Origin of the sequence: Methylocystis suflitae (assembly GCF_024448135.1) — a bacterium.
In the GTDB taxonomy this organism is placed as follows: domain Bacteria; phylum Pseudomonadota; class Alphaproteobacteria; order Rhizobiales; family Beijerinckiaceae; genus Methylocystis; species Methylocystis suflitae.
Window position 1 is genome coordinate 25,933 of sequence record NZ_JAMRYX010000063.1, and the last position, 23,264, is coordinate 49,196.

At 61.1% G+C, this 23,264-nt stretch carries 22 protein-coding genes; 18 read left to right on the forward strand and 4 right to left on the reverse strand.

Features of this window, described 5'->3' with window-relative positions; translation table 11 throughout:
• Positions 1-427: 427 nt before the first annotated feature.
• From NEI07_RS04955 to NEI07_RS04970, 4 genes are all read left to right on the forward strand, one after another.
• Positions 428-2,005: a 2-isopropylmalate synthase gene (locus NEI07_RS04955; protein WP_256033117.1), complete on the forward strand. Its 1,578-nt coding sequence runs from the start codon at positions 428-430 to the stop codon at positions 2,003-2,005.
• 173 nt (positions 2,006-2,178) lie between these two features.
• On the forward strand, positions 2,179-2,943 hold the full coding sequence (locus NEI07_RS04960; RefSeq protein WP_256033118.1) for a PP2C family protein-serine/threonine phosphatase: 765 nt from the start codon (positions 2,179-2,181) through the stop codon (positions 2,941-2,943).
• A gap of 26 nt (positions 2,944-2,969) precedes the next feature.
• Positions 2,970-4,010, forward strand: coding sequence for an alpha/beta hydrolase (locus NEI07_RS04965; RefSeq protein WP_256033119.1), 1,041 nt, complete (start codon positions 2,970-2,972; stop codon positions 4,008-4,010).
• A 156-nt stretch (positions 4,011-4,166) separates the two neighbouring features.
• Positions 4,167-6,227, forward strand: coding sequence for a L,D-transpeptidase family protein (locus NEI07_RS04970; RefSeq protein WP_256033120.1), 2,061 nt, complete (start codon positions 4,167-4,169; stop codon positions 6,225-6,227).
• A 29-nt stretch (positions 6,228-6,256) separates the two neighbouring features.
• On the opposite strand, the gene NEI07_RS04975 is transcribed toward NEI07_RS04970, so the two are convergent.
• The 4 genes from NEI07_RS04975 to NEI07_RS04990 all read right to left on the reverse strand — a co-directional run bounded on the left by NEI07_RS04975 (position 6,257) and on the right by NEI07_RS04990 (position 10,114).
• Complete coding sequence (locus NEI07_RS04975) at positions 6,257-6,703, reverse strand: cupin domain-containing protein (RefSeq protein ID WP_256033121.1); 447 nt, start codon at positions 6,701-6,703, stop codon at positions 6,257-6,259.
• Positions 6,704-6,760: 57 nt separating this feature from the next.
• Positions 6,761-7,462, reverse strand: coding sequence for a VIT1/CCC1 transporter family protein (locus NEI07_RS04980; protein WP_256033122.1), 702 nt, complete (start codon positions 7,460-7,462; stop codon positions 6,761-6,763).
• Positions 7,459-8,577 (reverse strand): SbmA/BacA-like family transporter, encoded by a 1,119-nt coding sequence (locus NEI07_RS04985; protein WP_256033124.1) that lies wholly within the window; start codon positions 8,575-8,577, stop codon positions 7,459-7,461. Before NEI07_RS04985 ends, NEI07_RS04980 begins: the two co-directional genes overlap by 4 nt.
• Positions 8,578-8,989: 412 nt before the next feature.
• Complete coding sequence (locus NEI07_RS04990) at positions 8,990-10,114, reverse strand: NAD(P)/FAD-dependent oxidoreductase (RefSeq protein ID WP_256033126.1); 1,125 nt, start codon at positions 10,112-10,114, stop codon at positions 8,990-8,992.
• A 373-nt stretch (positions 10,115-10,487) separates the two neighbouring features.
• Here NEI07_RS04990 and NEI07_RS04995 point away from each other — a divergent pair, with 373 nt between their 5' ends.
• From NEI07_RS04995 to NEI07_RS05060, 14 genes are all read left to right on the forward strand, one after another.
• Positions 10,488-11,051: an SIS domain-containing protein gene (locus tag NEI07_RS04995; RefSeq protein WP_256033127.1), complete on the forward strand. Its 564-nt coding sequence runs from the start codon at positions 10,488-10,490 to the stop codon at positions 11,049-11,051.
• 9 nt (positions 11,052-11,060) lie between these two features.
• Complete coding sequence (locus tag NEI07_RS05000; RefSeq protein WP_256033128.1) at positions 11,061-11,606, forward strand: D-glycero-alpha-D-manno-heptose-1,7-bisphosphate 7-phosphatase; 546 nt, start codon at positions 11,061-11,063, stop codon at positions 11,604-11,606.
• Between the two features lie 9 nt (positions 11,607-11,615).
• Positions 11,616-12,389 carry a transaldolase gene (locus NEI07_RS05005; RefSeq protein WP_256033129.1) on the forward strand — a complete coding sequence of 258 codons (774 nt, stop codon included), beginning with the start codon at positions 11,616-11,618 and terminating at the stop codon, positions 12,387-12,389.
• Positions 12,386-13,399 (forward strand): NAD-dependent epimerase/dehydratase family protein, encoded by a 1,014-nt coding sequence (locus NEI07_RS05010; RefSeq protein ID WP_256033130.1) that lies wholly within the window; start codon positions 12,386-12,388, stop codon positions 13,397-13,399. The genes NEI07_RS05005 and NEI07_RS05010 overlap by 4 nt, the downstream gene beginning before the upstream one ends.
• Positions 13,396-14,406 (forward strand): NAD-dependent epimerase/dehydratase family protein, encoded by a 1,011-nt coding sequence (locus NEI07_RS05015; protein WP_256033131.1) that lies wholly within the window; start codon positions 13,396-13,398, stop codon positions 14,404-14,406. The genes NEI07_RS05010 and NEI07_RS05015 overlap by 4 nt, the downstream gene beginning before the upstream one ends.
• Positions 14,407-14,503: 97 nt before the next feature.
• The gene (locus tag NEI07_RS05020) at positions 14,504-16,057 is read left to right on the forward strand and encodes a PfkB family carbohydrate kinase (RefSeq protein ID WP_256033132.1); all 1,554 of its coding nucleotides are present in this window, start codon (positions 14,504-14,506) and stop codon (positions 16,055-16,057) included.
• Positions 16,058-16,061: 4 nt separating this feature from the next.
• Positions 16,062-17,012: a Gfo/Idh/MocA family protein gene (locus tag NEI07_RS05025; protein WP_256033133.1), complete on the forward strand. Its 951-nt coding sequence runs from the start codon at positions 16,062-16,064 to the stop codon at positions 17,010-17,012.
• Entirely contained in the window at positions 17,009-18,325 is a 1,317-nt protein-coding gene (locus tag NEI07_RS05030; protein ID WP_256033135.1) for a nucleotide sugar dehydrogenase, read from the forward strand. The genes NEI07_RS05025 and NEI07_RS05030 overlap by 4 nt, the downstream gene beginning before the upstream one ends.
• Positions 18,326-18,351: 26 nt before the next feature.
• Positions 18,352-19,206: an NAD-dependent epimerase/dehydratase family protein gene (locus NEI07_RS05035; RefSeq protein ID WP_256033137.1), complete on the forward strand. Its 855-nt coding sequence runs from the start codon at positions 18,352-18,354 to the stop codon at positions 19,204-19,206.
• Between the two features lie 3 nt (positions 19,207-19,209).
• The gene (locus tag NEI07_RS05040) at positions 19,210-19,866 is read left to right on the forward strand and encodes a class I SAM-dependent methyltransferase (protein ID WP_256033138.1); all 657 of its coding nucleotides are present in this window, start codon (positions 19,210-19,212) and stop codon (positions 19,864-19,866) included.
• Positions 19,867-19,898: 32 nt separating this feature from the next.
• The gene (locus NEI07_RS05045; RefSeq protein ID WP_256033139.1) at positions 19,899-20,894 is read left to right on the forward strand and encodes a GDP-mannose 4,6-dehydratase; all 996 of its coding nucleotides are present in this window, start codon (positions 19,899-19,901) and stop codon (positions 20,892-20,894) included.
• A gap of 30 nt (positions 20,895-20,924) precedes the next feature.
• The gene (locus NEI07_RS05050; RefSeq protein WP_256033141.1) at positions 20,925-21,791 is read left to right on the forward strand and encodes a transketolase; all 867 of its coding nucleotides are present in this window, start codon (positions 20,925-20,927) and stop codon (positions 21,789-21,791) included.
• Positions 21,788-22,708, forward strand: coding sequence for a transketolase family protein (locus NEI07_RS05055; RefSeq protein WP_256033143.1), 921 nt, complete (start codon positions 21,788-21,790; stop codon positions 22,706-22,708). The genes NEI07_RS05050 and NEI07_RS05055 overlap by 4 nt, the downstream gene beginning before the upstream one ends.
• Complete coding sequence (locus NEI07_RS05060) at positions 22,701-23,231, forward strand: NUDIX hydrolase (protein WP_256033145.1); 531 nt, start codon at positions 22,701-22,703, stop codon at positions 23,229-23,231. Before NEI07_RS05055 ends, NEI07_RS05060 begins: the two co-directional genes overlap by 8 nt.
• The last annotated feature ends 33 nt before the right edge of the window (positions 23,232-23,264 follow it).

Consider the following 23,264-nt stretch of genomic DNA (forward strand, 5'->3'; position numbering starts at 1 on the left):
ATCGGTTCGTTTCGGCAAGAGCCATAAGCGTTCAGGCGCAAAAATTATCCGTCGCCGAGACGGCTCATACGTTTGGCGTAATTGTCTGTTTCACTTTATTGCGGCCCGCGAGCCGCGCGCGATGGCAGGCGGCGATACGGCGCTTGCGGCGCAGCAGGTTCTTGCGCTATTCTTATCCCGATTGCGGCCAACGCCGCCGGAACGGGACGAAATCGTTGCCCCACGCAACCGCCTTTGCGATTGACCACGCGACGCCGGCGCGCGCGCGCGGATTCGCTCGGCCGCGTTCCCTGCCGCTTTTCGGCCTGCTGCTTCTTAGTCGCCCCTGAGCGCCCGACGGGCTCGCGCCCAGGCTTTCAGGGGACATGTCATGCAGTCAGACGACAAGAGCCCCTCAGCGGGCACGGCAAGCAGGATTTCAAAACCGATGAACAACCCGTCACACCCCGGCGCCGTCGCAGATAATGACGCGCGCGTCCTGATTTTCGACACCACCCTGCGCGACGGCGAGCAATCGCCCGGCGCCTCGATGACCCTGGAAGAGAAGCTCGAGGTCGCCGATCTCCTCGACCAATTGGGCGTCGATATTATCGAGGCCGGCTTCCCGATCGCCAGTCCAGGCGATTTCGAGAGCGTCAGCGAAGTGGCGCGGCGGGTGAAGAACGCCTCCGTCGCCGGATTGGCCCGCGCGTCCGAGAAGGACATCGACCGCTGCGCCGAAGCGCTGCGGGAGGCGAAGCGTCCGCGCATCCATACCTTCATCTCCACCTCGCCGGTGCATATGAAATACAAGCTCCAGCTGGAGCCGGAGCGCGTCTTGGAGATGGTCACCGCGTCGGTGACGCGCGCGCGCAATCACGTCGCCGACGTCGAATGGTCGGCGGAGGACGGCACGCGCACGGAGTTCGATTTTCTCTGCCGCTGCGTGGAGGCCGCGATCAAGGCCGGCGCGACCACGATCAACATTCCCGACACCGTCGGCTACAGCACGCCGGCGGAATATGAGCAGCTGTTCCGCGCCGTACGCGAGCGGGTGCCTAATTCCGACAAGGCGATCTTCTCGGTGCACTGTCACGACGATCTGGGACTGGCCGTCGCCAATTCGCTCGCCGGCGTGCGCGGCGGCGCGCGGCAGGTGGAATGCACGATCAACGGCATCGGCGAGCGGGCCGGCAACGCCGCGCTCGAAGAAATCGTGATGGCGATGAAGACGCGCGCCGACGCGCTGCCGTTCTTCACCAATATCGACGCCAAGCTCTTAACCCGCGCCTCGAAGCTCGTCTCGGCGGTGACGTCGTTTCCGGTGCAATACAACAAGGCGATCGTCGGGCGGAACGCTTTCGCGCATGAAAGCGGCATTCATCAGGACGGCATGCTCAAGAATGCGCACACCTATGAGATCATGACGCCGGAAAGCGTCGGGGTCTCCAAGACCTCGCTCGTCATGGGCAAGCATTCGGGCCGCCACGCGTTTCGCGAAAAGCTGAAGGAGCTCGGTTACGACCTCGGCGAGAACGCGTTGCTCGACGCGTTCAACCGCTTCAAGGATTTGGCCGACCGCAAGAAGTTCGTCTATGACGAAGATCTGGTCGCGCTGGTCGACGACGAGATCGTCAACGCCCATGATCATATCAAGGTCGAAGCCTTGATGGTGATGGCCGGCACGCATGGCCCGCAGTCGGCGGCGCTCACGCTCGACATTGACGGACAGAAGCTGACGCATCAGGCGACCGGCAACGGCCCTGTCGACGCGATCTTCAACGCCATCAAGGCGCTCGCGCCGCATGAGGCGACACTGGAGCTCTTCCAGGTCCACGCCGTCACCGAAGGCACCGACGCGCAGGCGGAAGTCTCCGTGCGCCTCTCCGAAAACGGCAAGTCGGTGACCGGCCGCGGCGCCGATCCCGACACGCTCGTCGCTTCGGCGCGCGCCTATGTCTCGGCGCTCAACCGGCTGATGGCGAAGCGCGCGCGCGGCAAGCCCGAAGCCATGCAGGCGATGTAGGCGGCGCCGCAACGCGTGAACCATAGGATGGCCGCGAGCGAATCTGACGATCCCGCTCGCGGCGCCAATCGGCCGTTTCGGAATCGATACGCAGCGCCGAACTCACACAGGCGCGGCGCGAATAGTAAAGGGTCCGTCTTCCCTTGACGGCGAACCGGCCATCAGCCGCTCCGTTGCGCATCGCAGGCGCCATCCGCACGGATGTCGGATGCGTCAGGCAGCTCAACGAAGACTCCGTCGCCTTCATCGCGAGCGCCGGCCGAGACGATCGCGACTATGGCGCGCTTGCGCTTGTCGCGGACGGCATGGGCGGCCACGCCGCCGGCGAAGTTGCGAGCGCGCTCGCGCTGGAAGTCGTGCGGCGCGTCTATTATTCGCTCGACAAGATCCCGTCTGAGGCGCTGCGGGCCGCTTTTGACGCCGCCAATCGGGCGATATTCGACTACGCCGCCAAACATCCTGATTGCGCCGGCATGGGGACGACCTGCACGGCGCTCGGCGTCAGGGACAGTCTCCTGTGGCTTGCGCATGTGGGCGACAGCCGCGCCTATCTGATGCGCGATGGCCGGCTTACCCAACTTTCCGACGATCAGACGCTGCACGCGCAATTGGTGCGCGACGGCGTCATGTCCCCGGAGGACGCCGGCAAAGGCGCCGGCAGCAATGTCATTCTGCAGGCGCTCGGCACGCGGCTCGACGTCTATCCGACAATCTGGACGGAAGGCCTGCCACTGCGACAGGGCGACATCGTGGTCTTGTGCACCGACGGTTTGACCAATCTCGTCTCGGACGCAAGGATCGCCGAAGCGGTCTCAAAAAACCCGCCGCCGGAGGCCTGCCGGCTATTGATCGACGCCGCGCGCCGCGGCGGCGGACACGACAATATTTCAGTGGGCGTTTTCGTGGCGGAGACCGACATCGCCGACCCGCCGATCTGAAAGCGCAAGGTTTTGGAGAAGAGCTAATGGGCGACATTGAGAATCGCCGCGCCGCGCCGTTCGACTTTGTCGACGCGCGCGCGGATGGGCCGGGAGTCGTCCGCATCTGCGATGATGATCCGGCCGCGCCCTTCTATCGATTGCTGTCGAAACTGCGCGCGCCCGTCGCGATGCGAGACATGATGATGGCGCCCGTGCGCGCCTGCTACAGAGGCGAAGGGCTCGCGATCGACCCGGCGGAACTGCCGCCGAGCGCCGCGCAGCTCTATCCGCAGGTCTTAGTCACGACCCTCGCCGTTCCTTCGGACGCAGGTCCGATCCGCTGCGAATGTTTCACGCCGCCTGGCGACAGACCAATGCCGATGATGCTGTACATGCATGGCGGCGGCTTTGTCGTCGGACGATCCGAGGACACGGCCTATGTCACCAGCCGCATCGCCGCCGAAAACAACGTCATCGTTATCAGCGTCAATTATCGCTGGGCGCCCGAATGGCCCTTTCCAGCCGGCCTCGACGATTGCATGGCGGTTTTGCGCTGGATGCGCGACAGAGGCGCCGATATCGGCGGCGACGCATCGCGCATATTGGTCTGCGGCGATTCCGCTGGAGGCAATCTCGCGGCGGCATTGCCGATAAGAGGGCGCGAAGAGCGCATATCCATTCTCGCGACCGTGCTTTTATGTCCGGTCACGGATTTTCACTTCGAAGAATTTGCATCCTACGAACGGATTGCCCCGACGGGCGTCGTGATCGACGCGTCCTTCATGGGATTTGCGCGCGGCGCCTATCTTACGAAATCGCAGCAGTGGCGAGACCCTTGGGCGAGCCCGGCGCTCGGCGATTTGAATGGCTATCCGCGAACGCTGCTCCTCAGCGGAACCGCCGATCCGCTCGTCGACGACAATCGCGCCTTTGCCGAGAAATTGACGGCGGCGGGCGTGGACGTCACGCATTTCATTGGCGAGGCCATGCCGCACGGCTTCTATTTCTTCCCCGGGGTCTTGAAGGAGACCGACGCTGCCTTCGCGGCGATCATGAGATTCGTCGCCGTTGCGCTGCAAAGTTAAGTCAAAACAATCCTCTCTTCGCGGCGCACGAAGCAAAGCTCAAGCATTGGATCTTGATCTTGGTCGCTGTTTGGCCACGTATTAGCCATTCATTATCGTTTAAATAACAAATTCGCCTTAGTACCGAAGGTGCTCAACCGCAGTTTGGAGCGGCACATGCGCTTGCGAACGCGCTCTCGCGCCCGGCTTTTTTCGAAGGTGGCGGTGACTGCCGCAGCGGCGCTCGGCTTTGCGCGGACGCCCGTCATGGCGCAGGGCTTTTATTTCTGGGGCGACCGCGAGCCTCTCATCGACGCGGTTGTAGGTCCTGATCGCGCCGTGCGGCCGCAACGCCCGGCCGCACGAAAAAAAATCTCCCGTCCGGCGACCGACAAAAGCGGCGCGGCGTCTTTGCCCGACGCCAAGCCCGAGGCTGCAAAGCTCGACCGGCCGCTCTTCGTCATCGCCTCCATCGCCGACCAGCAGGTGTCGATCTACAACCATAGCGGCCTCGTCGCGCGTTCGGCGATCTCGACAGGCATCGCCGGACATCCGACGCCGAAAGGCATTTTCACCATCATCGGCCGCGAACGGTTCCACCGATCCAACATCTATTCCAGCGCGCCGATGCCGTTCATGCAGCGGATCACCTGGTCCGGCATCGCCATGCATCTTGGGGTCGTGCCGGGACATCCGGCCTCGCACGGCTGCATCCGGCTTCCCGCCGCCTTCGCGGCGAAGCTCTGGGGCATGACCAGAATTGGCGAGCGGGTCGTGATCTCGCCGGATGATGTGTTTCCCGCCGAGTTCGAACACCCGTTGCTGCCCGCGCCTAAGATGCGCGCGTCCGCAGAGGCAGAAAAAGGCGCGCCCGCGGCTGACTCTCAACGGCCTCTCCACGTCGCAGAAGATCGCCCCACGATCGCTCCGCAGCCGCAGGCGGAGCAACCGAAAGCCGACGCTGGCGGCAATACGGCTACGGCCGCGAAAACCGCGAGCGCCGCGGCCGACCCGCCGTTGCAGCCCTCCCCCGTCGAGGCTGAAGCGCCCACCGCCGGTTCGCAGCAACAAGCGGAGCAGCCCAAGATGGAAGCCGGCGCTGAGGTCGCTTCGGCCGCCGCACCCGCGCCCGCTGCAGACTCCCAGCAGCCGCCGCTCGACTCCTCCGACGCGCCGTCGAAGACGGAGCAGGATGCGGATAAGCCTAAATTCGAAACCGTGACGGACAAACCGGCGCCCTCGGCTCCCTCGAGCCCAGCCGCCGTCGCCGAACGGCCGACAGTGAATCCGCATCAATACGCCCAGCAGCTCAAGGCCAAGGCCGTGGCTGAAGCCGTCGCCGCCAACAGGGCCGTCAAGGCTTTGTCCGCCGAAGTGGGAATGACGCAAAATGAGGCGGCGCGCGCAGCGACGGCGCTCCGCGCAGCAGAAGCCGCGCAGGCCACGGCCCGCGTCAGAGCGGAAGCGGCCGCTGCATTCTCCGCCGCTGCGACGGCGGCGGCCGACAGCCAGCAGGAGCCGGCCGTAGCGGCGGAACGCAGCGCGTCGACGGGCGATGCGCTGGCGAAAGCCAATGCCGACCGGCTGACGAGAGCCTATGGAAAAGCGCTCTTCACTCAGGATGCGGCGCTGCAGGCGAAGATCAACGCCGACTCCGCGCTTGCGGAAGCCACGGCAAAACTCGATCAGGCGAGAACGGCCTCGGCCGCTAAGGCCGCTGATCGCGCCGACGCCGAACGGCGTTTGGATGAGGCGCGAACGACCGCCGCCGCCGCCGCAACCGCTCAAAGAGAAGCCGAGCGGCGCGTGACGCCCATCTCGGTGCTGATCAGCAAGAAGGATCGGCGGATCTATGTTCGCCAAGCCCTCTCGCCGCTTTTCGATGCGCCAATCGAGATTCGCGATCCGGATACGCCGCTCGGCTCGCATCTTTATATTGCGACGGCGGCCAAGGAGGACGGGAACTCGCTCAAATGGTCGGTCGTGTCGATGCCGGAAGCGCGGACGGAGCGCAGGAAAGATTTGGCGTCAGCCGATGCTAAAGCCGACATATCCTGGGATTGGCGCCCCGCCGGCGCAAGCCCGTCCGAGGCGCTGGAGCGCGTCGACATTCCGAAAGACGTTCGCGACCGGATCGCGGAGCGGCTGTGGACTGGGGCGTCGCTCATTATCTCGGACCAGCCGGTCAGCGGCGAGACCGGAAACGACGGCACGGATCTGACGATCAAATTGCGCTAATGCACGGGCGTTCGTGTTCTAACTCGCTGTTACGGCGTTGGCGGTCGATTGACCGTGACGTCGCTGCCTGGCGGCAACTGATCGATGACCAGCAATTTGACCGGAACGGCCCCGACCGTCGCGCCGAAATGCCAGCGGTCGACGCTCTCGATGACGAATTCTCCAGCATGATAGACGCGCGACGCGGAATCGGCCTGCTGGACCATCAGCTGCCCCTCAAGAATATAGGCGTAGCGCTGATACGGATGCTTATGTTCCGGCAATCTGACGCCGGGCGCCAGAGTGTAAATCGAAGCCACGACCTCTAAGGGCCCCTGCGGAAGCGTGATCGGCTGCCCCGTGGCGGTTTTTGTCGCCCTGGCGATTTCCGTCACCACTTCTGCTGGCGCAGGCTCCTTCGCAGCGGCCGCGCCGACTGTGCTGAAAGCGACGCTCAGGATCGCGATAAACCCCATGCGAATCATCTGCTGTTCCATTCGCAATCCATTCCTTGCATTCGCCCTATAGAAGCGTTTCCGCGATCGCCGGTTCTTTCAAACGGCCTTGCCGAATATCTTGCCGACGCCCGCCGTCAGCGCCAGCGCCAATGCGCCCCAGAACGTCACGCGCACCGCGGCGCGCAGGATGCCGGCGCCGCCGGCTTTCGCGCCGATGGCGCCGAGCAGCGCGAGGCAGCCTAAAGACGCGGCCGAGACGACGGGGATGATCGCGTCTCGCGGCGCGATCCCGACGACGAGGAGCGGCAGCGCGGCTCCAGCGGCAAAGGTGACGGCCGATGTCAACGCCGCCTGCACCGGCCGCGCGCTGGCGATCTCCGAGATGCCCAATTCGTCGCGCGCATGCGCGATCAGCGCGTCCTTCTCCATCAATTGCGAAGCGACCTGCCGCGCCAGCTCAAGGTCGACGCCGCGCTCGACGTAAATATGCGCAAGCTCCTCCCTTTCGAGTTCGATTTGCTCGCTCAATTCCTTGCGTTCGCGCGCGAGGTCGGCCTTTTCGGTATCGGATTGGGAGCTGACCGAAACATATTCGCCCGCGGCCATCGACATGGCGCCGGCCACCAACCCCGCCACGCCGGCGATCAGCACCTCACTGCGCGTCGCGGCCGCAGCGGCGACGCCGACGATCAGGCTCGCCGTCGACACGATGCCGTCATTGGCGCCGAGCACCGCCGCCCGCAGCCAGCCGATGCGCTGAACGAGATGACTTTCCCGGTGCATGCGAAGTCGGCTCATGTCGCCTCTCGCGTCGTGTCAATGGCTAAATCAAGGGCCGCGACCCGCCGCGCCGACGCCGACCAGTTCGCGATGCTCAGGGCGTTATCGGCGAGCCAATTGAGAGAAAGTTGCACCTGCAAAAAGGCTGCGGCCGCCTGCATCAGATCTCCAAGCGTTAAATCGCCGGCAAGATATTTCGGCGCGCCAAGCAACAGGGGAACGGCGGGAGCCAAAAGATTGTTCGCGTGCGTTAGAAAAACGATCTTTGTCTGCCCCTGGATGACGCGCCCCCAGGTCGTTGCGAGCAGAAAGAGAAATCTGTCGAAGGGATTCCCGCTCCGAGCGTCGATTTCGGGCAGCCGATCTGGAATGATCGGAACCCCCTTGACGACGGGATGACGCAGGTAATCGCCAATATCGCGATCTATGTCCTCGTCGACTTCCACCACCGCTCTCGACTCGAACTCATGCCGGGCGCGGGTGAGAGCATAGCGGAAGTTCCCCTCCGCCGCGGCCTTTGCTTCGACGCTTGCCACCAGCGGTCGCCCGAGCACCCACATGCAAAACGAGGTCACCACCGAATAGATGAAGACCGCGAGAACCAGATAGCCGGGGATGACCACGCCGAGAAACTCATAGGATCCTCCCACTTGCCAAAGAACGAGGATGAAGGCGGCCGACACCAAGAAAATATTGATGACGCCTCCGGCGAGATCGACAAAAAGCTCGATCGCCAGCCGACCGTCATCGGCGATGCGGGCTTCAGGATTATCGATTGCGGGGGATATGGCGCAGGCTTGGCGAGATTCATTGACGAGCCATTTCTCGATGAGCGAGGCGGTGAGCCACAATCGCCAATTGACCTGAAGTCTCATACGAAACTGCGTTGTCGCGATTGAGGCAAGACCGACGCCGACCGCCAGAATGGCGAGTTGAAGAATTCCCCCGGTCACTTCATCGACTTTATGCGTTTGAAGCGCGTCGAAGAAACTCTTGCTCCAGCGATTCACGGCCAGAGCCATGTAAGTGTTCACAACCAGGCAGATGAGAAATCCAACCGAGAGAACCCACGCCGGGCGTTGCGTTTGGCCTTTCCAATAGCCCATCGCTAGCCAGAGGAACCGCTGAATCACGTCATTCCCTTTGTGCGAGATTTGTCAGATCGACTTGAGTGCAGCTGGCAGCGCGCCACCTGAGGCGCGCGACAATTCTCATGTCATTGGGCCGCGTTTTTGGGGCGGCGCAAAAGATCGACGCCTAGCGCTCACACTTTCTCACTTCTGGCCTCATCCCACCAGCCACCCACTCTGCCCATTGCTTGAGGGCTGCACATTGCGCCGCGCAAATCGCGGCGAACGCGATGGCGACACGAGCAGGCGGCGCCTCACCGAGGCAGAAAGCAGGTTGCTTGAGGCGCTTCGCCGCATCTCCAACGATGAGACTGTTATGAGTCTGGACCCTAAAGCCTCTTTTCGTTCTCCAGCCACAAGCGCTACAAGCCATATCGACGACTGGACTTGCGGGAGTCGCGTTGCGAATTCCAAATCAAGGCGCCTCACTGAGGCGATCGCGGACCAGCTCGGCGAGAGCGAGTGAGGCCGTCAGTCCCGGGCTTTCAATTCCGAACAGATTGACGAGGCCGGCGACGCCGTGTTGGCTTGGCCCGTCGACGCGAAAATCTGCGGCAGGCGTCCCCCGCCCCGAGATTTTCGGTCGAATGCCGGCGTAGCCGGGAAGCAGGGCGCCGTCTAGAAGGGCGGGCCAGTAGCGACGAATTTCGTCATAGAAGGCCTCGGCGCGCCGCGAGTCCACGTTGTAATCGATTTCATCGATCCATTCGATATCTGGACCAAACCGCGCCTGTCCGGCGAGGTCGAGCGTAAGATGAACGCCGAGACCGCCGTCCACAGGAACGGGATAGATGAGCCTGGAAAAGGGCGCGCGCCCGGGGAGCGTGAAATAGCAACCGCGCGCGAGATAAAGCTGCGGCGTCATGGAGGCCGGAAATCCGTCGATGGCTCGGGAGAGCGTCGTCGCGCCGAGCCCGGCGGCGTTCACAAAAGCCCTCGTCTCAAGCGAGGAGACGTCGTCGCTGGCGCGGTCGCGAATATGGAGCGTCATCCCGCTTTGCGTCACCGCGCCGCCCACGACTTTGGCGTTGAAAGCGAATGTCGCGCCGGACTCTTCAGCGTCGCCCTGCAGCGCCAACATCAGCCCATGACTGTCGACAATGCCGGTCGACGGAGACAGGATCGCACCGCAACAGGCAAGGCTCGGCTCGAGCTTGCGCGCCTCCGCCGCTTCGAGGCGAATGAGGTCTCGAACGCCGCTCGCGAGCGCGTTCGAAGCGATCTGATCGAGTTTGGCCTTGTGGTCGGGCTGCGTCGCCACGATCAGTTTTCCGACGCGCCGGAATCCAACGCCGCGATCGAAGCAATATCGGTAGAGCAACTCGGCGCCTCGCTGACATAGTCGCGCCTTCAGACTGACGGGCGGATAGTACAGACCGGCGTGAATGACTTCGGAATTGCGTGAGCTGACGCCCGAACCAATCGTCGGAGCGCTTTCGGTAACCAGAACTTTGTATCCCGTCTCGCCAAGCGCGCGGGCCACGGCGAGACCGACAACGCCTGCGCCCGCGATGACAACGTCAAAATTCGCACCGCTCATCTTTGCTCACGCCTCGCGTTCTGTGCGCCCTGCGCCTCGGTTTGTTGGTTTTCGTCGTCCAGTCGAACGCGATCCGTGGATTAACTCTCAGGCCAACCGTTTATAGAAAGCGTGTTGGATTTTCGGGGCGAAAGACAGATTAGCATTTCGGCGACGCCAAGTCGCCAATGACCTGGTTGATTCGCTCGACATAGGCCGCATTCGAGCGTCGGCTTTCCCTCGTTTGCTCTTGCAGCAAGTGATTGCGTGGTTAAAATGCAGTTGAGGCGTTGCCCATTCGACGCGTCGCGTGGATTGACTCTCACAGGGCGATATTCTAACCAGCTTTTGCTTGTTAAACAGGAGCGCTGCCCTGTCGCATATCATCAATTTTATGGAGCAGGTACGAGAGGTTGCAGGACTTCTTGACGCCGGCATGATCGAGCGGCTCGCTCAAGAATTGAGTCAATTGCGTGAGCGCGAGGGACGATTGTTTTTATTGGGCGTCGGGGGCAGCGCGGGAAATTGTGGTCACGCGGCGAATGATTTTCGCAAATTGTGCGGGATCGAAGCCTATGCGCCGACGGACAATGTTTCGGAGCTGACGGCTCGGGCCAATGATGAGGGATGGGATACGATCTTCACAGGATGGCTTGAGGTCAGCCGGCTATCCAGCGGCGACGCAATCCTCGTCTTTTCAGTGGGTGGCGGGAACGCGGCCCGCAATGTCAGCGTCAAACTTGTGAAGGCCATCGATCTTGCAAAGCAGCGTGGCGCCCGCGTTTTTGCGATCGTGGGTCGCGCCGACGGCCACGCCGGCGCCCATGGCGACGTGGTGGTCGTAATTCCGCAGGTCGACGCCGGCCGCGTGACGCCGCTTTCCGAAGCGTTTCAGGCAGTCGTCTGGCATTGCCTCGTGTCTCATCCAGCTCTTCAGTCGCGTGGGACGAAGTGGTAGGAGCCAAGGATGTTCGGGCCGCGACGCGCCGTTTTTTTGGATCGTGACGGCGTTCTCGTGGTGCCGCAGTTTCGCGAAGGCCGCAGTTTCGCACCGACGACTCTCGCGGAATTCGCCATTTATCCGGACGCGCCGAGGTGCGTTACGAGGTTGAAGGAAGCGGGCTTCTTCACCGTCGTCGTTTCAAACCAGCCAGATGTGGGGGCGGGCCGAGTTGCGCGTGAGATCGTCGATGAAATGAGCCTCCGACTTCGCCACGCAATGCCTTTGGATGCGATAAAGATCTGCTGCCATACGGGCCAGTGCGCCTGCCGCAAGCCGCAGCCTGGAATGCTGTTGGAAGCTGCGCGCGAAATCGAGCTCGATCTCAAGGAGAGCTTCATGGTAGGCGATCGAGCGAGCGACATAGAGGCCGGCGCTGCGGCGGGGTGCCGCACCGTGTTCATAGATCTTGGCTATACGGCGGAACAGCCCCCCGAACGCCCAGATAAAATTGTCGGCTCGCTCTGCGAGGCCGCCGACTGGATCCTATCATTGCCACAAGCAGACAGCTGAAAGTCGCTCATGCCGAAAATATTCATTAAGCTCTTTGCCGACGGCGCCGATCTTGGGAAAATGATCTCAATGTATCGCGATCCGAGGATCGTCGGCTTCACGACCAATCCGACGCTGATGCGCCAAGCCGGCGTGGCCGATTACGAAAAATTCGCCCGCAAGGTGCTCGAGGCGATTCCGGATCGTCCCGTCTCATTCGAAGTATTCGCCGACGACCCCTCCGAGATGGCGCGACAGGCGCGCGTCATTGCCGGTTGGGGCCCAAACGTCAACGTGAAGATTCCAGTTGTTAATACAAAGGGCGAGTTCACCGGCCCTATTCTGAGCGCGCTTTCCAACGAAGGCGTGACGCTCAACGTCACCGCGATCATGACCGTGCAGCAGGTTCGCGACGTCGCCGCGGCGCTCGCGCCCGAAGCGCCGGCGATCATTTCGGTCTTTGCCGGGAGAATCGCCGATACCGGCGTTGATCCTGTTCCTCACATGAAGGCCTGCCGCGCGGCGCTGGCGTCGCGCCCGCGCGCGGAGCTGCTTTGGGCCAGCCCGCGCGAGTTGCTAAACGTTTTTCACGCGCAGGAGGCGGGCTGCCATATCATCACCGCAACGCCCGACATTCTTTCCAAGCTGGAGTTGGTTGGAAAGGATCTCACGCAGTTTTCTCTCGAGACGGTACAAATGTTCTATCGCGACGCGACGGCTTCGGGATTCGACATAGACGTTGCGCCACAAAACTTGTCCGCCGAGGTCGGCGGCGTAAGCGATATACGCGAGGATGTTCGATGACGCGACAGTTCGAACGGGTTTTCATTACGGGCGGCGCCGGCTATTGCGGAAGCCGCCTCGTTCCACAGCTCCTTCGCTCTGGTTACAAGGCGACCGTGTATGACGTCATGTATTTCGGTAGCGAATTCCTGCCGAAAGACGACCCCAACCTAACCGTGGTTCAGGGCGACATACGCGATACAGCAAAGCTCGCCGCTGCGGTCGCCGGCCACGATGCTTTCTTGAGCCTCGCCTGCATCTCCAATGACGCTAGCTTCGAACTTGACGAACGGCTCTCGACCTCGGTGAATTTAGAGGCCTTCGAGCCAATGGTGCTCGCGGCCAAGAACGCGGGCGTCAAGCGCTTCATCTATGCGTCTTCATCTTCGGTTTATGGCGTTTCCGACCAACCCGAAGTGACGGAGGACCATCCGCTCGTGCCCCTGACGCTTTACAATAAATACAAGGGAATGTGCGAGCCGCTGCTCAACAGACACATCGATGACGGTTTCACGGGCGTCACCTTCCGTCCGGCGACCGTGTGCGGCTACGCGCCGCGCCAGCGATTGGATCTCTCCGTAAACATTCTCACCAATCACGCCGTGAACAAGAACAAGATCACGGTTTTCGGCGGCTCACAATTACGACCAAACCTGCATATTCAGGACTATGTCGACGCGCTGGAGATGTTTCTCGAGGCGCCTGCGGAAAAGATCCAAGGCGAGATCTTCAACGTCGGATATCAAAATCTCTCTTTGATGCAGATCGCCGAACTGGTTCGCAAGGTCGTGCTCGAGGAATATCCCGAACGCGGCGATCTCGAAATCGTGACGACGCCGAGCGACGATCTGCGCTCGTATCACATCAATTCGGACAAGATCGCGCGCGCGCTGGGCTTTCAGCCGCGGCGCACGATCGAGGACGCGGTGCGCGAACTCTGCGTCGCATTCCGAGAAAATCGTTTGCCGAACAGTTTCGACGACGACTTCTATTTCAACGTCAAGCGGCTGCAAAGATTGAAAGCAGCATGACCGGCAAACCTATTGCTGTGGTGACAGGCGGCGCGGGCTTCATCGGGAGCCATATGGTCGACCTGCTGCTGGATCGCGGATTTTGCGTTCGCGTGATCGACGACTTGTCGGGCGGGCGCGAAGCGAATCTTGCGCATCATGCGCAGAACTCGGACCTCGCCTGTCATTGGAAAGATATACGCACGCTGGCGCCCGGTGATCCGATCTTCTCGGATTGCCGCTATGTTTTTCATTTTGCAGGCATTGGCGACATCGTTCCATCGATCGAGCGCCCGATCGATTACATGGACATCAATGTCCAGGGAACGGTCCGTACGCTCGAATGCGCGCGCGCCGCAAAGGTGAAAAAATTCGTCTATGCGGCGTCTTCATCCTGCTATGGCCTCGCCGCGACGCCGACGCGCGAGGATCACCCAATCGCGCCGCAATATCCTTACGCTCTCTCAAAATATCAGGGCGAGCAAGCGGTGTTTCACTGGGGAAACGTCTACAAGCTCCCTGTCAATTCGATTTGCATATTTAACGCATACGGCTTGCGCGTGCGCACCACGGGCGCATATGGCGCCGTCTTTGGCGTCTTCTTTCGCCAGAAACTCGAGGGCAAGCCGTACACTGTCGTCGGCGACGGATCGCAATCACGCGACTTCATTTACGCAACGGACGTCGCCGAAGCGTTTCTTGCCGCCGCCGAAACGGACATCGTCGGCGAGCGCTTTAATGTCGGCGCCGGCGCGCCCAAATCAATCAATCAACTCGTGTCCCTGCTCGGCGGCGACGTGGTCTATGTGCCGAAGCGGCCCGGCGAGCCCGATTGCACCTGGGCGGACATAACGAAGATTTCCACGCTTCTCGGTTGGCGGCCGAAAGTTCCGTTTGAAGAGGGCGCGCCGAGGATGATGCAGCAGATACATCTTTGGAAGGACGCTCCGCTTTGGGATCCCGAGTCGATCGCCAAGGCGACGAAGACGTGGTTCGAATTTCTTGGAGGCGACGCGTCTCGGATATGAGTCCGCACGCGGCGTAGTTTGATACAAGACTCGCGACGAGTAGGGACTCAACCAAAGCCTTCACTCCAACCGAGGATGCTTTCTCGCAGAGTAGCTCATGCCCAATAACTCGCTCAATCGACTCTATGGCCACAAAATCAAGACGCCGGAAGAGTTGCGTGCAATCCTCGGCCCTGTGCCGCGCGAAAAGCGCGCGATAATGTGCCACGGCGTTTTCGATGTGGTTCATCCGGGCCACATTCGGCATCTCGCTTACGCCAAGGGCAAAGCCGATATTCTGATTACAAGCGTAACAGCCGACGCGCACATCACTAAGGGTCTTCATCGGCCGCACGTGCCGCAGGACCTGCGCGCGCTCAATCTTGCCGCTCTCGAGATGGTCGACTATGTGGTCGTGGACGTCAATGCGACGCCGCTCGACAATCTGAAACTCATTCAGCCAGACCTCTTTGCAAAAGGATATGAATACACAACAACCGGGATGCGTCCGAAGACCGCGGAGGAAGCGGAAGCCGTGCGCGCCTATGGCGGCGAGATCGTCTTCACGCCCGGCGACATCGTTTATTCCTCATCGAAGCTCATTGAACTCGAAGCTCCCAAGCTTCGCTTCGAAAAACTCCAAATCATCATGGAGAGAAAAGGAATTTCCTTCGACGACCTGCGCCGCGCGATAAATGCGCTTTCCGCCTATCGCGTTCATGTGGTCGGCGACACGATCGTCGACAGCTACACCAATTGCGTCATGATCGGAGGCCAGACCAAAACCCCGACCTTGTCCGTTCTGTTTGAGTCGAAAACGGACTATGCAGGAGGAGCGGCGATCGTCGCGAAACACTGCCGCGCCGCCGGAGCGGACGTTTCTTTTTGCACCGTGTTGGGCGATGACGCCTACGCCGAATTTGTTGTGAACGACCTTCAGCGGGCCGGCGTCAGTGTCTCTGTCGTGACGGAGCGCGGTCGTCCCACGGTAAACAAGAACGCAATCGTCGTCGGCGGCTATCGCCTTTTGAAAGTCGACACGCTCGACAACAACTCAATTACGGACGTCATGTGCAACAAGATGACCGATACGGTGCGCAACAGCGGCGCTGATGCGGTTATCTATGCCGATTTCCGTCACGGTATCTTCAATCGCCGCACGATACCCGATTTCATCGAGGCGATTCCGGCGAATGCGTATCGCGTCGCCGACAGCCAGGTCGCGAGCCGCTGGGGAAACATCACTGAATTTCGCGGTTTCGATCTGATTACGCCGAATGAGCGCGAGGCGCGATTTGCGCTGGCCGATCAGGACTCAGGCATTCGACCTCTGGCCTCCGCGATATTCGATGAGGCGCAATGTAAATTGCTGATCCTTAAGCTCGGGCAGCGCGGGGTGCTCGTCTGCCAAAGCACAGATCACGAATCGCTGGATAGCTTTTTCGTGCTCGACAGCTTTGTCGAGAATCTCGTCGACCCCGTCGGCGCCGGCGATGCGCTCCTCGCATATTCGACGCTCGCCATGCTCGCCACGAAGGATCCGACGCAGGCGACCATCATCGGCCTGCTCGCGGCCGCCTGCGAATGCGAATGCGACGGCAACGCGCCCATCGCGCCCAAGCAAATTTTGAAAAAGCTTGATGCGGTGGAAAAACAAACGAATTACGTGTAGCGCCATGAGAGTGATCGTTGTCGGCCTCGGGGTGCAGGGACATAAAAGGCGTGCGTTCGCCGGCGAAGACTTCGTCGCGACTGTCGACCCCTACAATGCCTCCGCGGATTATCGAGACATAAAAGACATCCCGCTCGATAGCTTCGATGCGGCGCTGTGCTGCATACCCGACGAGCCGAAATTCGAAATTCTTGAATATCTGCTCGCGAATGGAAAGCACGCGTTGGTCGAAAAGCCGCTATGGACGCGTACGGGCTCGGAACTTGACGAACTCGGGCGCCTCGCGCGCGCCGCGAACGTCGTTTGCTACACGGCCTACAATCATCGCTTCGAACCGCATTTCGTGCGCATGCGCGACCTCATTGCGTCGGGCGAACTGGGGCGGATCTATTCCTGTCGCATGTTCTACGGCAATGGAACGGCGCGCCTCGTGCGAAATTCGGAATGGCGCGATAGCGGGGCCGGCGTGCTGCCGGATCTTGGCTCGCACCTTCTGGACACATGCCGATTCTGGTTCGGCGACATCGATGCGAGATTCAAACTGCTCGCCGTCAACTGCTTTGAGAACAAGTCGCCCGATCACGTCATTATCGGCAATGAAGACGGCGCATGTCGCATCGAGCTCGAAATGACGCTGCTGTCTTGGCGCAATCACTTCGCTTGCGATATCTTTGCAGAAAACGGCAGCGCTCACATTGAATCGCTGTGCAAATGGGGTCCGTCAACTTTTACGACGCGACGGCGAATTCTTCCGTCGGGGCGCCCGCCGGAGCAGGCGGTCACGCTCGTGCAGGACGATCCGACTTGGAAGGTCGAATACGAGCATTTCAAGGGCATGTGCCAGTCTCGAGCAAAGACCGACCTCTCAAACGACATATGGCTGCGAGACGTGTTGGCGCAACTCGAGGAAGTGGTTCTCGAACAATCGCGGCGACGCCGCAGGCAAGACGCATGACTTCTGCAATCAAGCACGCTTCGGATATCGTCGTCGGCTTCGCCGGCATGACCCACCTTGGGATCGTCTCCGCGACCTCCGTCGCGGCGAAAGGTTTTAAGACGATCGGCTATGATTCCGATTCGCAACTAATCGAGCGGCTTTCGGCTGGCCAGCCTCCGATCGACGAGCCGGATCTGGATGAGCTGCTGCGCGCCAATGGCGCTCGACAGGCCTTCACCAACGATCTTTCGCGGCTCGCGGAATGCGACATCGTCTATATTTCATACGACGTGCCGACCGACGATAGGGGTCATAGCGATCTTAGCCCGATCGTCGGCATTATCGAAGCCGTGGCGAAGGCGCTACGGCCCGATGGGATTCTCGTCATTCTTTGTCAGGTGCCGCCGGGTTTTACGCGGGGCCTGCGCGCGGTTCCGCCGGAGCGGCTTTACTATCAGGTCGAAACGCTCGTGTTTGGCCGCGCCATGGCGCGCGCGCTGCATCCGGAGCGAACGATTATCGGATGCGCGGATCCAAATGCGCCGCTGGAGCCGCGCTACGAGGCGTTGCTCTCCGCATTCGGATGTCCGTTGATCCCGATGAGCTACGAGAGCGCCGAACTCTGCAAGATCGCGATCAACTGCTGCCTGGTGTCTTCGATCAGCGTCGCCAACACGCTGGCGGAACTTTGTGAAAATATAGGGGCCGAGTGGTCCGAGATCGTTCCCGCGTTGAAGCTCGACGCCCGGATCGGCCCAAGCGCCTATCTCTCGCCGGGATTGGGGATCGCAGGCGGGAATCTCGAACGTGATCTTGCGACGGTCGTTGCATTGTCCGAGCGTTTCGAAACGGACGCGGGCGTCGTCCGCGCATGGATCGATAACAGCCGGCGCCGCCGCGATTGGGCGCGTCGCACGATCTCGACCGCTCTGCTTCGTGAAAAGCCCGAGGCGACGATCGCCGTTTGGGGCCTCGCCTACAAGGAGAATACGCATTCAATTAAGAATTCGCCGTCCGTCGCGACGATCACGGGTCTGCCAGAAACGCGATTCGTCGCGCATGATCCTGTGGTGCAAGCAAGCGCAATTTCTCACGCGCGATTGACGGGCGTCGATTCGCCGCTCGCGGCGCTAGAAGGCGCCGACGCCTTGATGATCTTGACGCCCTGGCCTGCTTATCGTCGAGTTGGAGTTGAGGAAATAGCGCGGACGATGCGGGGTCGCATTGTCATTGATCCCTATCGCCTACTCGATCCACGCGCCGCCGCCGCGGCCGGCCTCGATTACTACACGCTCGGGTCTCGCCATAACTCGAGCGCGGGAATCGTCTAATGCTACGTCATCTCGCTCCCGCTCCGATGGCTCCCGCTCGCGTTGTTGTCATCGGAGGGAGTGGATTTGTCGGCGGCGCGCTCTGTCGCCGCATCGCGCGCGCGCAAATTCCCGTATTGGCGATCACCCGCCAGCAGATCGATCTTCTTGCCGACGGCGCCGAGAAGCAATTGCGCGCGATTTTGCAGCCGGGCGATGCGGTCGTGGCGGCCGCGGCGCGCGCGCCTTGCCGCTCTCTCGACATGCTTATCGAGAATGTCAAAATGACGCGCGCGATGGTCGCGGCGTTAAAGGATGCGGCTCCATCGCATGTGATCAACATCAGTTCGGACGCCGTCTACGCCGACGAGCCGGTGCCGATTGACGAAGGGACGCCCACGGCGCCTGGAACGCTGCACGGCGCCATGCACCTAGCTCGGGAAATCGCATTCCGCTCGGATATCTCGGCGCCGTTGACGATCGTGCGTCCGAGCCTTCTCTATGGTCTTGAAGATCCGCACAACGGCTATGGCCCCAATCGCTTTCGTCGCCTAGCGGCGGCCGGTGAGAATATCCCGGTTTTCGGCGCGGGCGAGGAGCGACGCGACCATGTTTGGATTGACGATCTCGCCGAGATCCTTTTCCGGATATTGATGCGGCGCTCGATCGGCGTGCTCAATGTAGCGACCGGAGAGGCGCATTCGTTCCGCGCGCTAGCGGAAGCGGCAGCCGGCGCCTCGCGGCATCAAGTAGCCGTCGAAGAGACGCCGCGCGTTGGACCTATGCCGCATAACGGCTATCGTCCGTTTGACATCGAAGCGACGCGCGCCTCATTCCCTGATTTCGCCTACGCGCCGACCATAGCGACCGTCGCGAAGCTACAAATTCTCGCGGAGCGATAAAGCATGGCGGAAGTCGATCTGTTGCGCGCGCTGCCGAAATCCCGGCGCAACATCACGCAGCGAGGCGAAGCGAAGTCGCCTGAGATCATTGCGCTTTCGCGAGAATATGGGGAGCTCTATTTCGACGGGCCGCGAGAATATGGCTATGGCGGCTATCGCTACGACGGGCGCTGGCGACCGGTCGCGAAGGATATCATCGTTCACTTCGGTCTCGCGGCGGGCGCGCGAATTCTCGATGTCGGATGCGCCAAGGGCTTTCTCGTCAAAGACTTGATGCTCGCGGAGCCGGGGCTGGAGGCCTTCGGCCTCGACATATCGCGTTACGCCCTCATGCACTGCGAACCGGAGGTCGTGGGCCGTTTGCACCTCGGCTCCGCCGACGCGCTGCCATTCCCCGACAAGAGCTTCGATTGCGTCGTGAGCATCAACACGATTCACAATTTCGACCGCGCCGGCGCATTGAGGGCCTTGCGTGAGATCGAGCGCGTGTCTCGCCAAAGCGCATTCGTCCAGGTCGATTCGTATCGTACGCCCGAACAAAAGAGTCTTTTCGAAAGTTGGGTGCTGACGGCGAAATTCCACGATTATCCGCAAGGCTGGATCGAAGTCTTTGCCGAAGCCGGCTATACGGGCGACTATTATTGGACGATCGTCGAGTGACGTGACGCTCCTGAAGAAGCGAAGGCGAACACATGTCGAATAAGACCTATGCAATCCTTGGCGGCGGAGGCAGCTTCGGCATTCACGCCGCATTCTGGCTGCTCGATCACGCTAACCCGCGAAAAGTGATCGGCATTGGTCGCAATCCGCTGCGGGAGCGCGCGTTCTCGCTGGATATCGATCAGCGCGACGGTTACGAATATCATGCTCGTCACGTGACCTACGAGATCGATCTGCTGCTCGAACTGCTCGATCGCGAAAAGCCGGAGATCATCGTCAATTTCGCAGCGCAGGGAGAGGGCGCCGTCTCCTGGAAGCACTCCTGGCGCTTTTTTGAAACGAACTCGATGGCGCTCGCGCGTCTTTGCGAAGAATTGATGAAACGGGATTGGTTGGAGCGTTTCATTCAGATCGGGACGTCGGAAATGTACGGGTCCGTCGATCGCCCCGTGACGGAGGACGAGCCGATCAAGCCGTCGAGTCCTTACGCCGCCTCCAAGGTCGCTTTCGACATGCATCTTCTGTCGATATCGCGATTCCTCAAGTTCCCGATGAATATTTTGCGGCCGTCGAACGCCTATTGCCCCGGGCAGCTTTTGCATCGCGTCGTGCCCAAGGCGATCGTCTCGGGCCTGCTCGGCGAGAAACTGCCCTTGCATGGCGGCGGCAAGGCGGAAAAGTCCTATATTCATGCGCGGGATCTCGGCCGGGCGATCCATCTCGTGGCGGAAGGCGCGCCGCTCGGCGCCGTCTATAACGTCGGACCGAGCGAGCCAACGTCGATTCGGCGCGTCGTCGAGCTTTGCGCGGAGGCTGTCGGCGTTCCGTTCGAACAATTGTGCGAGGTCAGCGGCGATCGACTCGGGCAGGACTCTCGCTACTGGCTCGACTCGTCGGCGATCAAGCGCGACGTGGGTTGGGAGCCCCGCATTGACTGGGCGGAGGGCTTGTCGGAAATGGTCGACTGGGCGCGCGCGAATCTTGGCGCTTTGAAACGCGCGCCTCGCGATTACACTTTGCGGGCATGATCGACCGCAACGAGTTGGGCGGAATGTGAAATGACCAACGGACTCATGCTATGTCAGCACGACGAGCGACGGCGCAACAGTTTCGACGCCGCTGCGGCAAAGGAACGTTGCCGCCGCTACCGCCGGCGCATCCTGGACATCTCGCGACAAGTTTCCGCGCTGCATGTAGCGCCGGCTTTTTCCTGCGTCGAGATCGTCGACTCGCTGTATAATGGCGCGATGCGTCGGGACTCGAACGGTGAGTATTGCGACATCTTTCTGATGTCCAAAGGTCACGGCTGCATGATCCAATATGTCGTGCTCGAGGAGCAAGGCATATTGTCGCGCGCAGACCTCGACGCCTATTGCAAGCCCGGCGGGCGGCTCGGCGCGCATCCCGATTACGGCACGCCGGGAATTGCGGCTTCGACCGGATCGTTGGGACATGGGCTGGGAATCGCGGTCGGACAGGCGTTCGCTGAGAAGCTGAAGGGAAGCGACGCGCGGGTCTATTGCGTCCTATCGGATGGCGAATTTCAGGAGGGCTCGACCTGGGAGGCGATGATGGCCGCCGCAAATCTCGGTCTTTCCAATCTTGTCGCGCTGATGGACAACAATGATTTTTCTGGTCTCGAACGCATAAGCGAGGGTCACAAGGCCTTTTACCCCCTACTCGATAAAGCGCGCGCTTTTGGATTTAGCACGGCTGAAGTCGCTGGACATGACAGCGCGGAGATTTTCGCGGCGCTCGACGACGACTGTTCGAATGACGCAACCCCTCGCCCGAAGTTGATCGTTTGTCGCACCACGAAGGGCAAAGGCGTTTCGTTCATGGAGAGCGTTCCGATCTGGCATTACCGTTCGCCCAATTCGGAGGAATATGCGCAGGCGTTGAACGAAATCGAGAACGCCCCATGAGGAATAGATTTGCGGATACATTCTATGAATTGGGCAGGGAGGACGAGCGCCTGTGCCTTGTCGTAGCGGACATATCTCCTGCCGGCAGCATCGAGAAGTTTCGCACGAAATTTCCGCAGCGCTTCGTGAATACCGGAGTCGCCGAGCAGATCATGATCGGCATGACCGCCGGAATGGCGCAGCGTGGTCTGCGGCCCTTCGCCTACACGATTGCGACCTTCTCGCTCTACCGCCCGTTTGAAATGGTGCGAGACGATCTGTGCTACCAAAATCTATGCGTCACCGTGGTCGGCATCGGCGGCGGCCTCACCTATTCGACGCTCGGCGCGACACATCACGCGCAAGAAGACGTAGCGATCGCCTGCGCGATTCCTAACCTCACAGTTATCGCGCCTTGCGACCCGGCGGAAACCGAAGCGGCGACGCGCTGGTGCGCCACGCAGGAGCATGGGCCGGTCTATCTGCGCCTCGGCAAGGCGGGAGAGCCGGACTTCACCAGCAACGCGCCACAACCCTGGACCTTCGGCAAGCTGCGGCAAATTCGCCCGGGCGCGGACGTTTGCATTCTTACATACGGTCCGATCATGAAACGCGCGTGGGCCGTGGCCGAGCGGCTCGAGGCGGCCGGCCGCAGCGTGGCGATCAATTCGGTTCACACATTGAAGCCGCTCGACGTCAGCGGACTCGCCGACGCGCTGACGCAATTTCCCTCTGTCGTCGTTATCGAGGAATGTGCGCCGACCGGCGGTCTTGCAATGCAAGTCAAAGCAATCGCCTTCGATATCGGCGCGCGAACAAGGCTCTTTTCATTCACGCTTAAGGATGAGTTCATTCACTGCTATGGAAGCCATGACGACATCCTCGACGCGCACGGGCTTTCGATCGAGGATATGACGCGGCGAATTCTCAGTGAGTGACCGCGCTCCAGACTATTTCCTCAACGAGGGACCGCTGACGCCGGGCGATGCGGCGGTTGCGCTGCTTGTCCTAGACGACGGTCGCTATCTCATGCAGCTTAGGGATGAGAAGCCTGGCATTTTTTTTCCGGGCCATTGGGGCCTCTTCGGCGGCGGCCTCGAACCCGGCGAAGGGGCCGAGGCGGCGTTGCGGCGCGAACTGCGGGAAGAACTGGGATACGACGCCCCGACCATGGTCTGGTTTACGACGATGACGCTCGATTTTACCGCATTGGGCGGCGGCCCCGTCGAGCGCCATTTCTTCGAGACGCCGCTCGCTGCCGCACAGATGGAGAGGCTTGTCCTCGGAGAGGGGCGCGCGATGCGCGCATTCGAGGGTCCCGATCTGCTTGCGAGGGAACGCGTGACGCCATACGACGCATTTGCGCTCTGGATGCATCTGACGCGCGCGAGCCATGAACGCGCGCGGCGCTCCGTGGAATTGAATGAAGAAGCGCGGCGGCTCCAGGAATTTCCTCGATGACCTTAATGCTGTCGTCGGGCAATTCTTGTCAGG

Excerpts from the sequence above, each read along its gene's own strand:
- NEI07_RS04955 (WP_256033117.1), top strand. The coding sequence starts at position 428 with ATGAACAACCCGTCACACCCCGGCGCCGTCGCAGATAATGACGCGCGC.
- NEI07_RS04965 (WP_256033119.1), top strand. The coding sequence starts at position 2,970 with ATGGGCGACATTGAGAATCGCCGCGCCGCGCCGTTCGACTTTGTCGAC.
- NEI07_RS04970 (WP_256033120.1), top strand. The coding sequence starts at position 4,167 with ATGCGCTTGCGAACGCGCTCTCGCGCCCGGCTTTTTTCGAAGGTGGCG.
- NEI07_RS04975 (WP_256033121.1), bottom strand. The coding sequence starts at position 6,703 with ATGGAACAGCAGATGATTCGCATGGGGTTTATCGCGATCCTGAGCGTC.
- NEI07_RS04980 (WP_256033122.1), bottom strand. The coding sequence starts at position 7,462 with ATGAGCCGACTTCGCATGCACCGGGAAAGTCATCTCGTTCAGCGCATC.
- NEI07_RS04990 (WP_256033126.1), bottom strand. The coding sequence starts at position 10,114 with ATGAGCGGTGCGAATTTTGACGTTGTCATCGCGGGCGCAGGCGTTGTC.
- NEI07_RS04995 (WP_256033127.1), top strand. The coding sequence starts at position 10,488 with ATGGAGCAGGTACGAGAGGTTGCAGGACTTCTTGACGCCGGCATGATC.
- NEI07_RS05000 (WP_256033128.1), top strand. The coding sequence starts at position 11,061 with ATGTTCGGGCCGCGACGCGCCGTTTTTTTGGATCGTGACGGCGTTCTC.
- NEI07_RS05005 (WP_256033129.1), top strand. The coding sequence starts at position 11,616 with ATGCCGAAAATATTCATTAAGCTCTTTGCCGACGGCGCCGATCTTGGG.
- NEI07_RS05010 (WP_256033130.1), top strand. The coding sequence starts at position 12,386 with ATGACGCGACAGTTCGAACGGGTTTTCATTACGGGCGGCGCCGGCTAT.
- NEI07_RS05015 (WP_256033131.1), top strand. The coding sequence starts at position 13,396 with ATGACCGGCAAACCTATTGCTGTGGTGACAGGCGGCGCGGGCTTCATC.
- NEI07_RS05020 (WP_256033132.1), top strand. The coding sequence starts at position 14,504 with ATGCCCAATAACTCGCTCAATCGACTCTATGGCCACAAAATCAAGACG.
- NEI07_RS05025 (WP_256033133.1), top strand. The coding sequence starts at position 16,062 with ATGAGAGTGATCGTTGTCGGCCTCGGGGTGCAGGGACATAAAAGGCGT.
- NEI07_RS05030 (WP_256033135.1), top strand. The coding sequence starts at position 17,009 with ATGACTTCTGCAATCAAGCACGCTTCGGATATCGTCGTCGGCTTCGCC.
- NEI07_RS05035 (WP_256033137.1), top strand. The coding sequence starts at position 18,352 with ATGGCTCCCGCTCGCGTTGTTGTCATCGGAGGGAGTGGATTTGTCGGC.
- NEI07_RS05040 (WP_256033138.1), top strand. The coding sequence starts at position 19,210 with ATGGCGGAAGTCGATCTGTTGCGCGCGCTGCCGAAATCCCGGCGCAAC.
- NEI07_RS05045 (WP_256033139.1), top strand. The coding sequence starts at position 19,899 with ATGTCGAATAAGACCTATGCAATCCTTGGCGGCGGAGGCAGCTTCGGC.
- NEI07_RS05050 (WP_256033141.1), top strand. The coding sequence starts at position 20,925 with ATGACCAACGGACTCATGCTATGTCAGCACGACGAGCGACGGCGCAAC.
- NEI07_RS05055 (WP_256033143.1), top strand. The coding sequence starts at position 21,788 with ATGAGGAATAGATTTGCGGATACATTCTATGAATTGGGCAGGGAGGAC.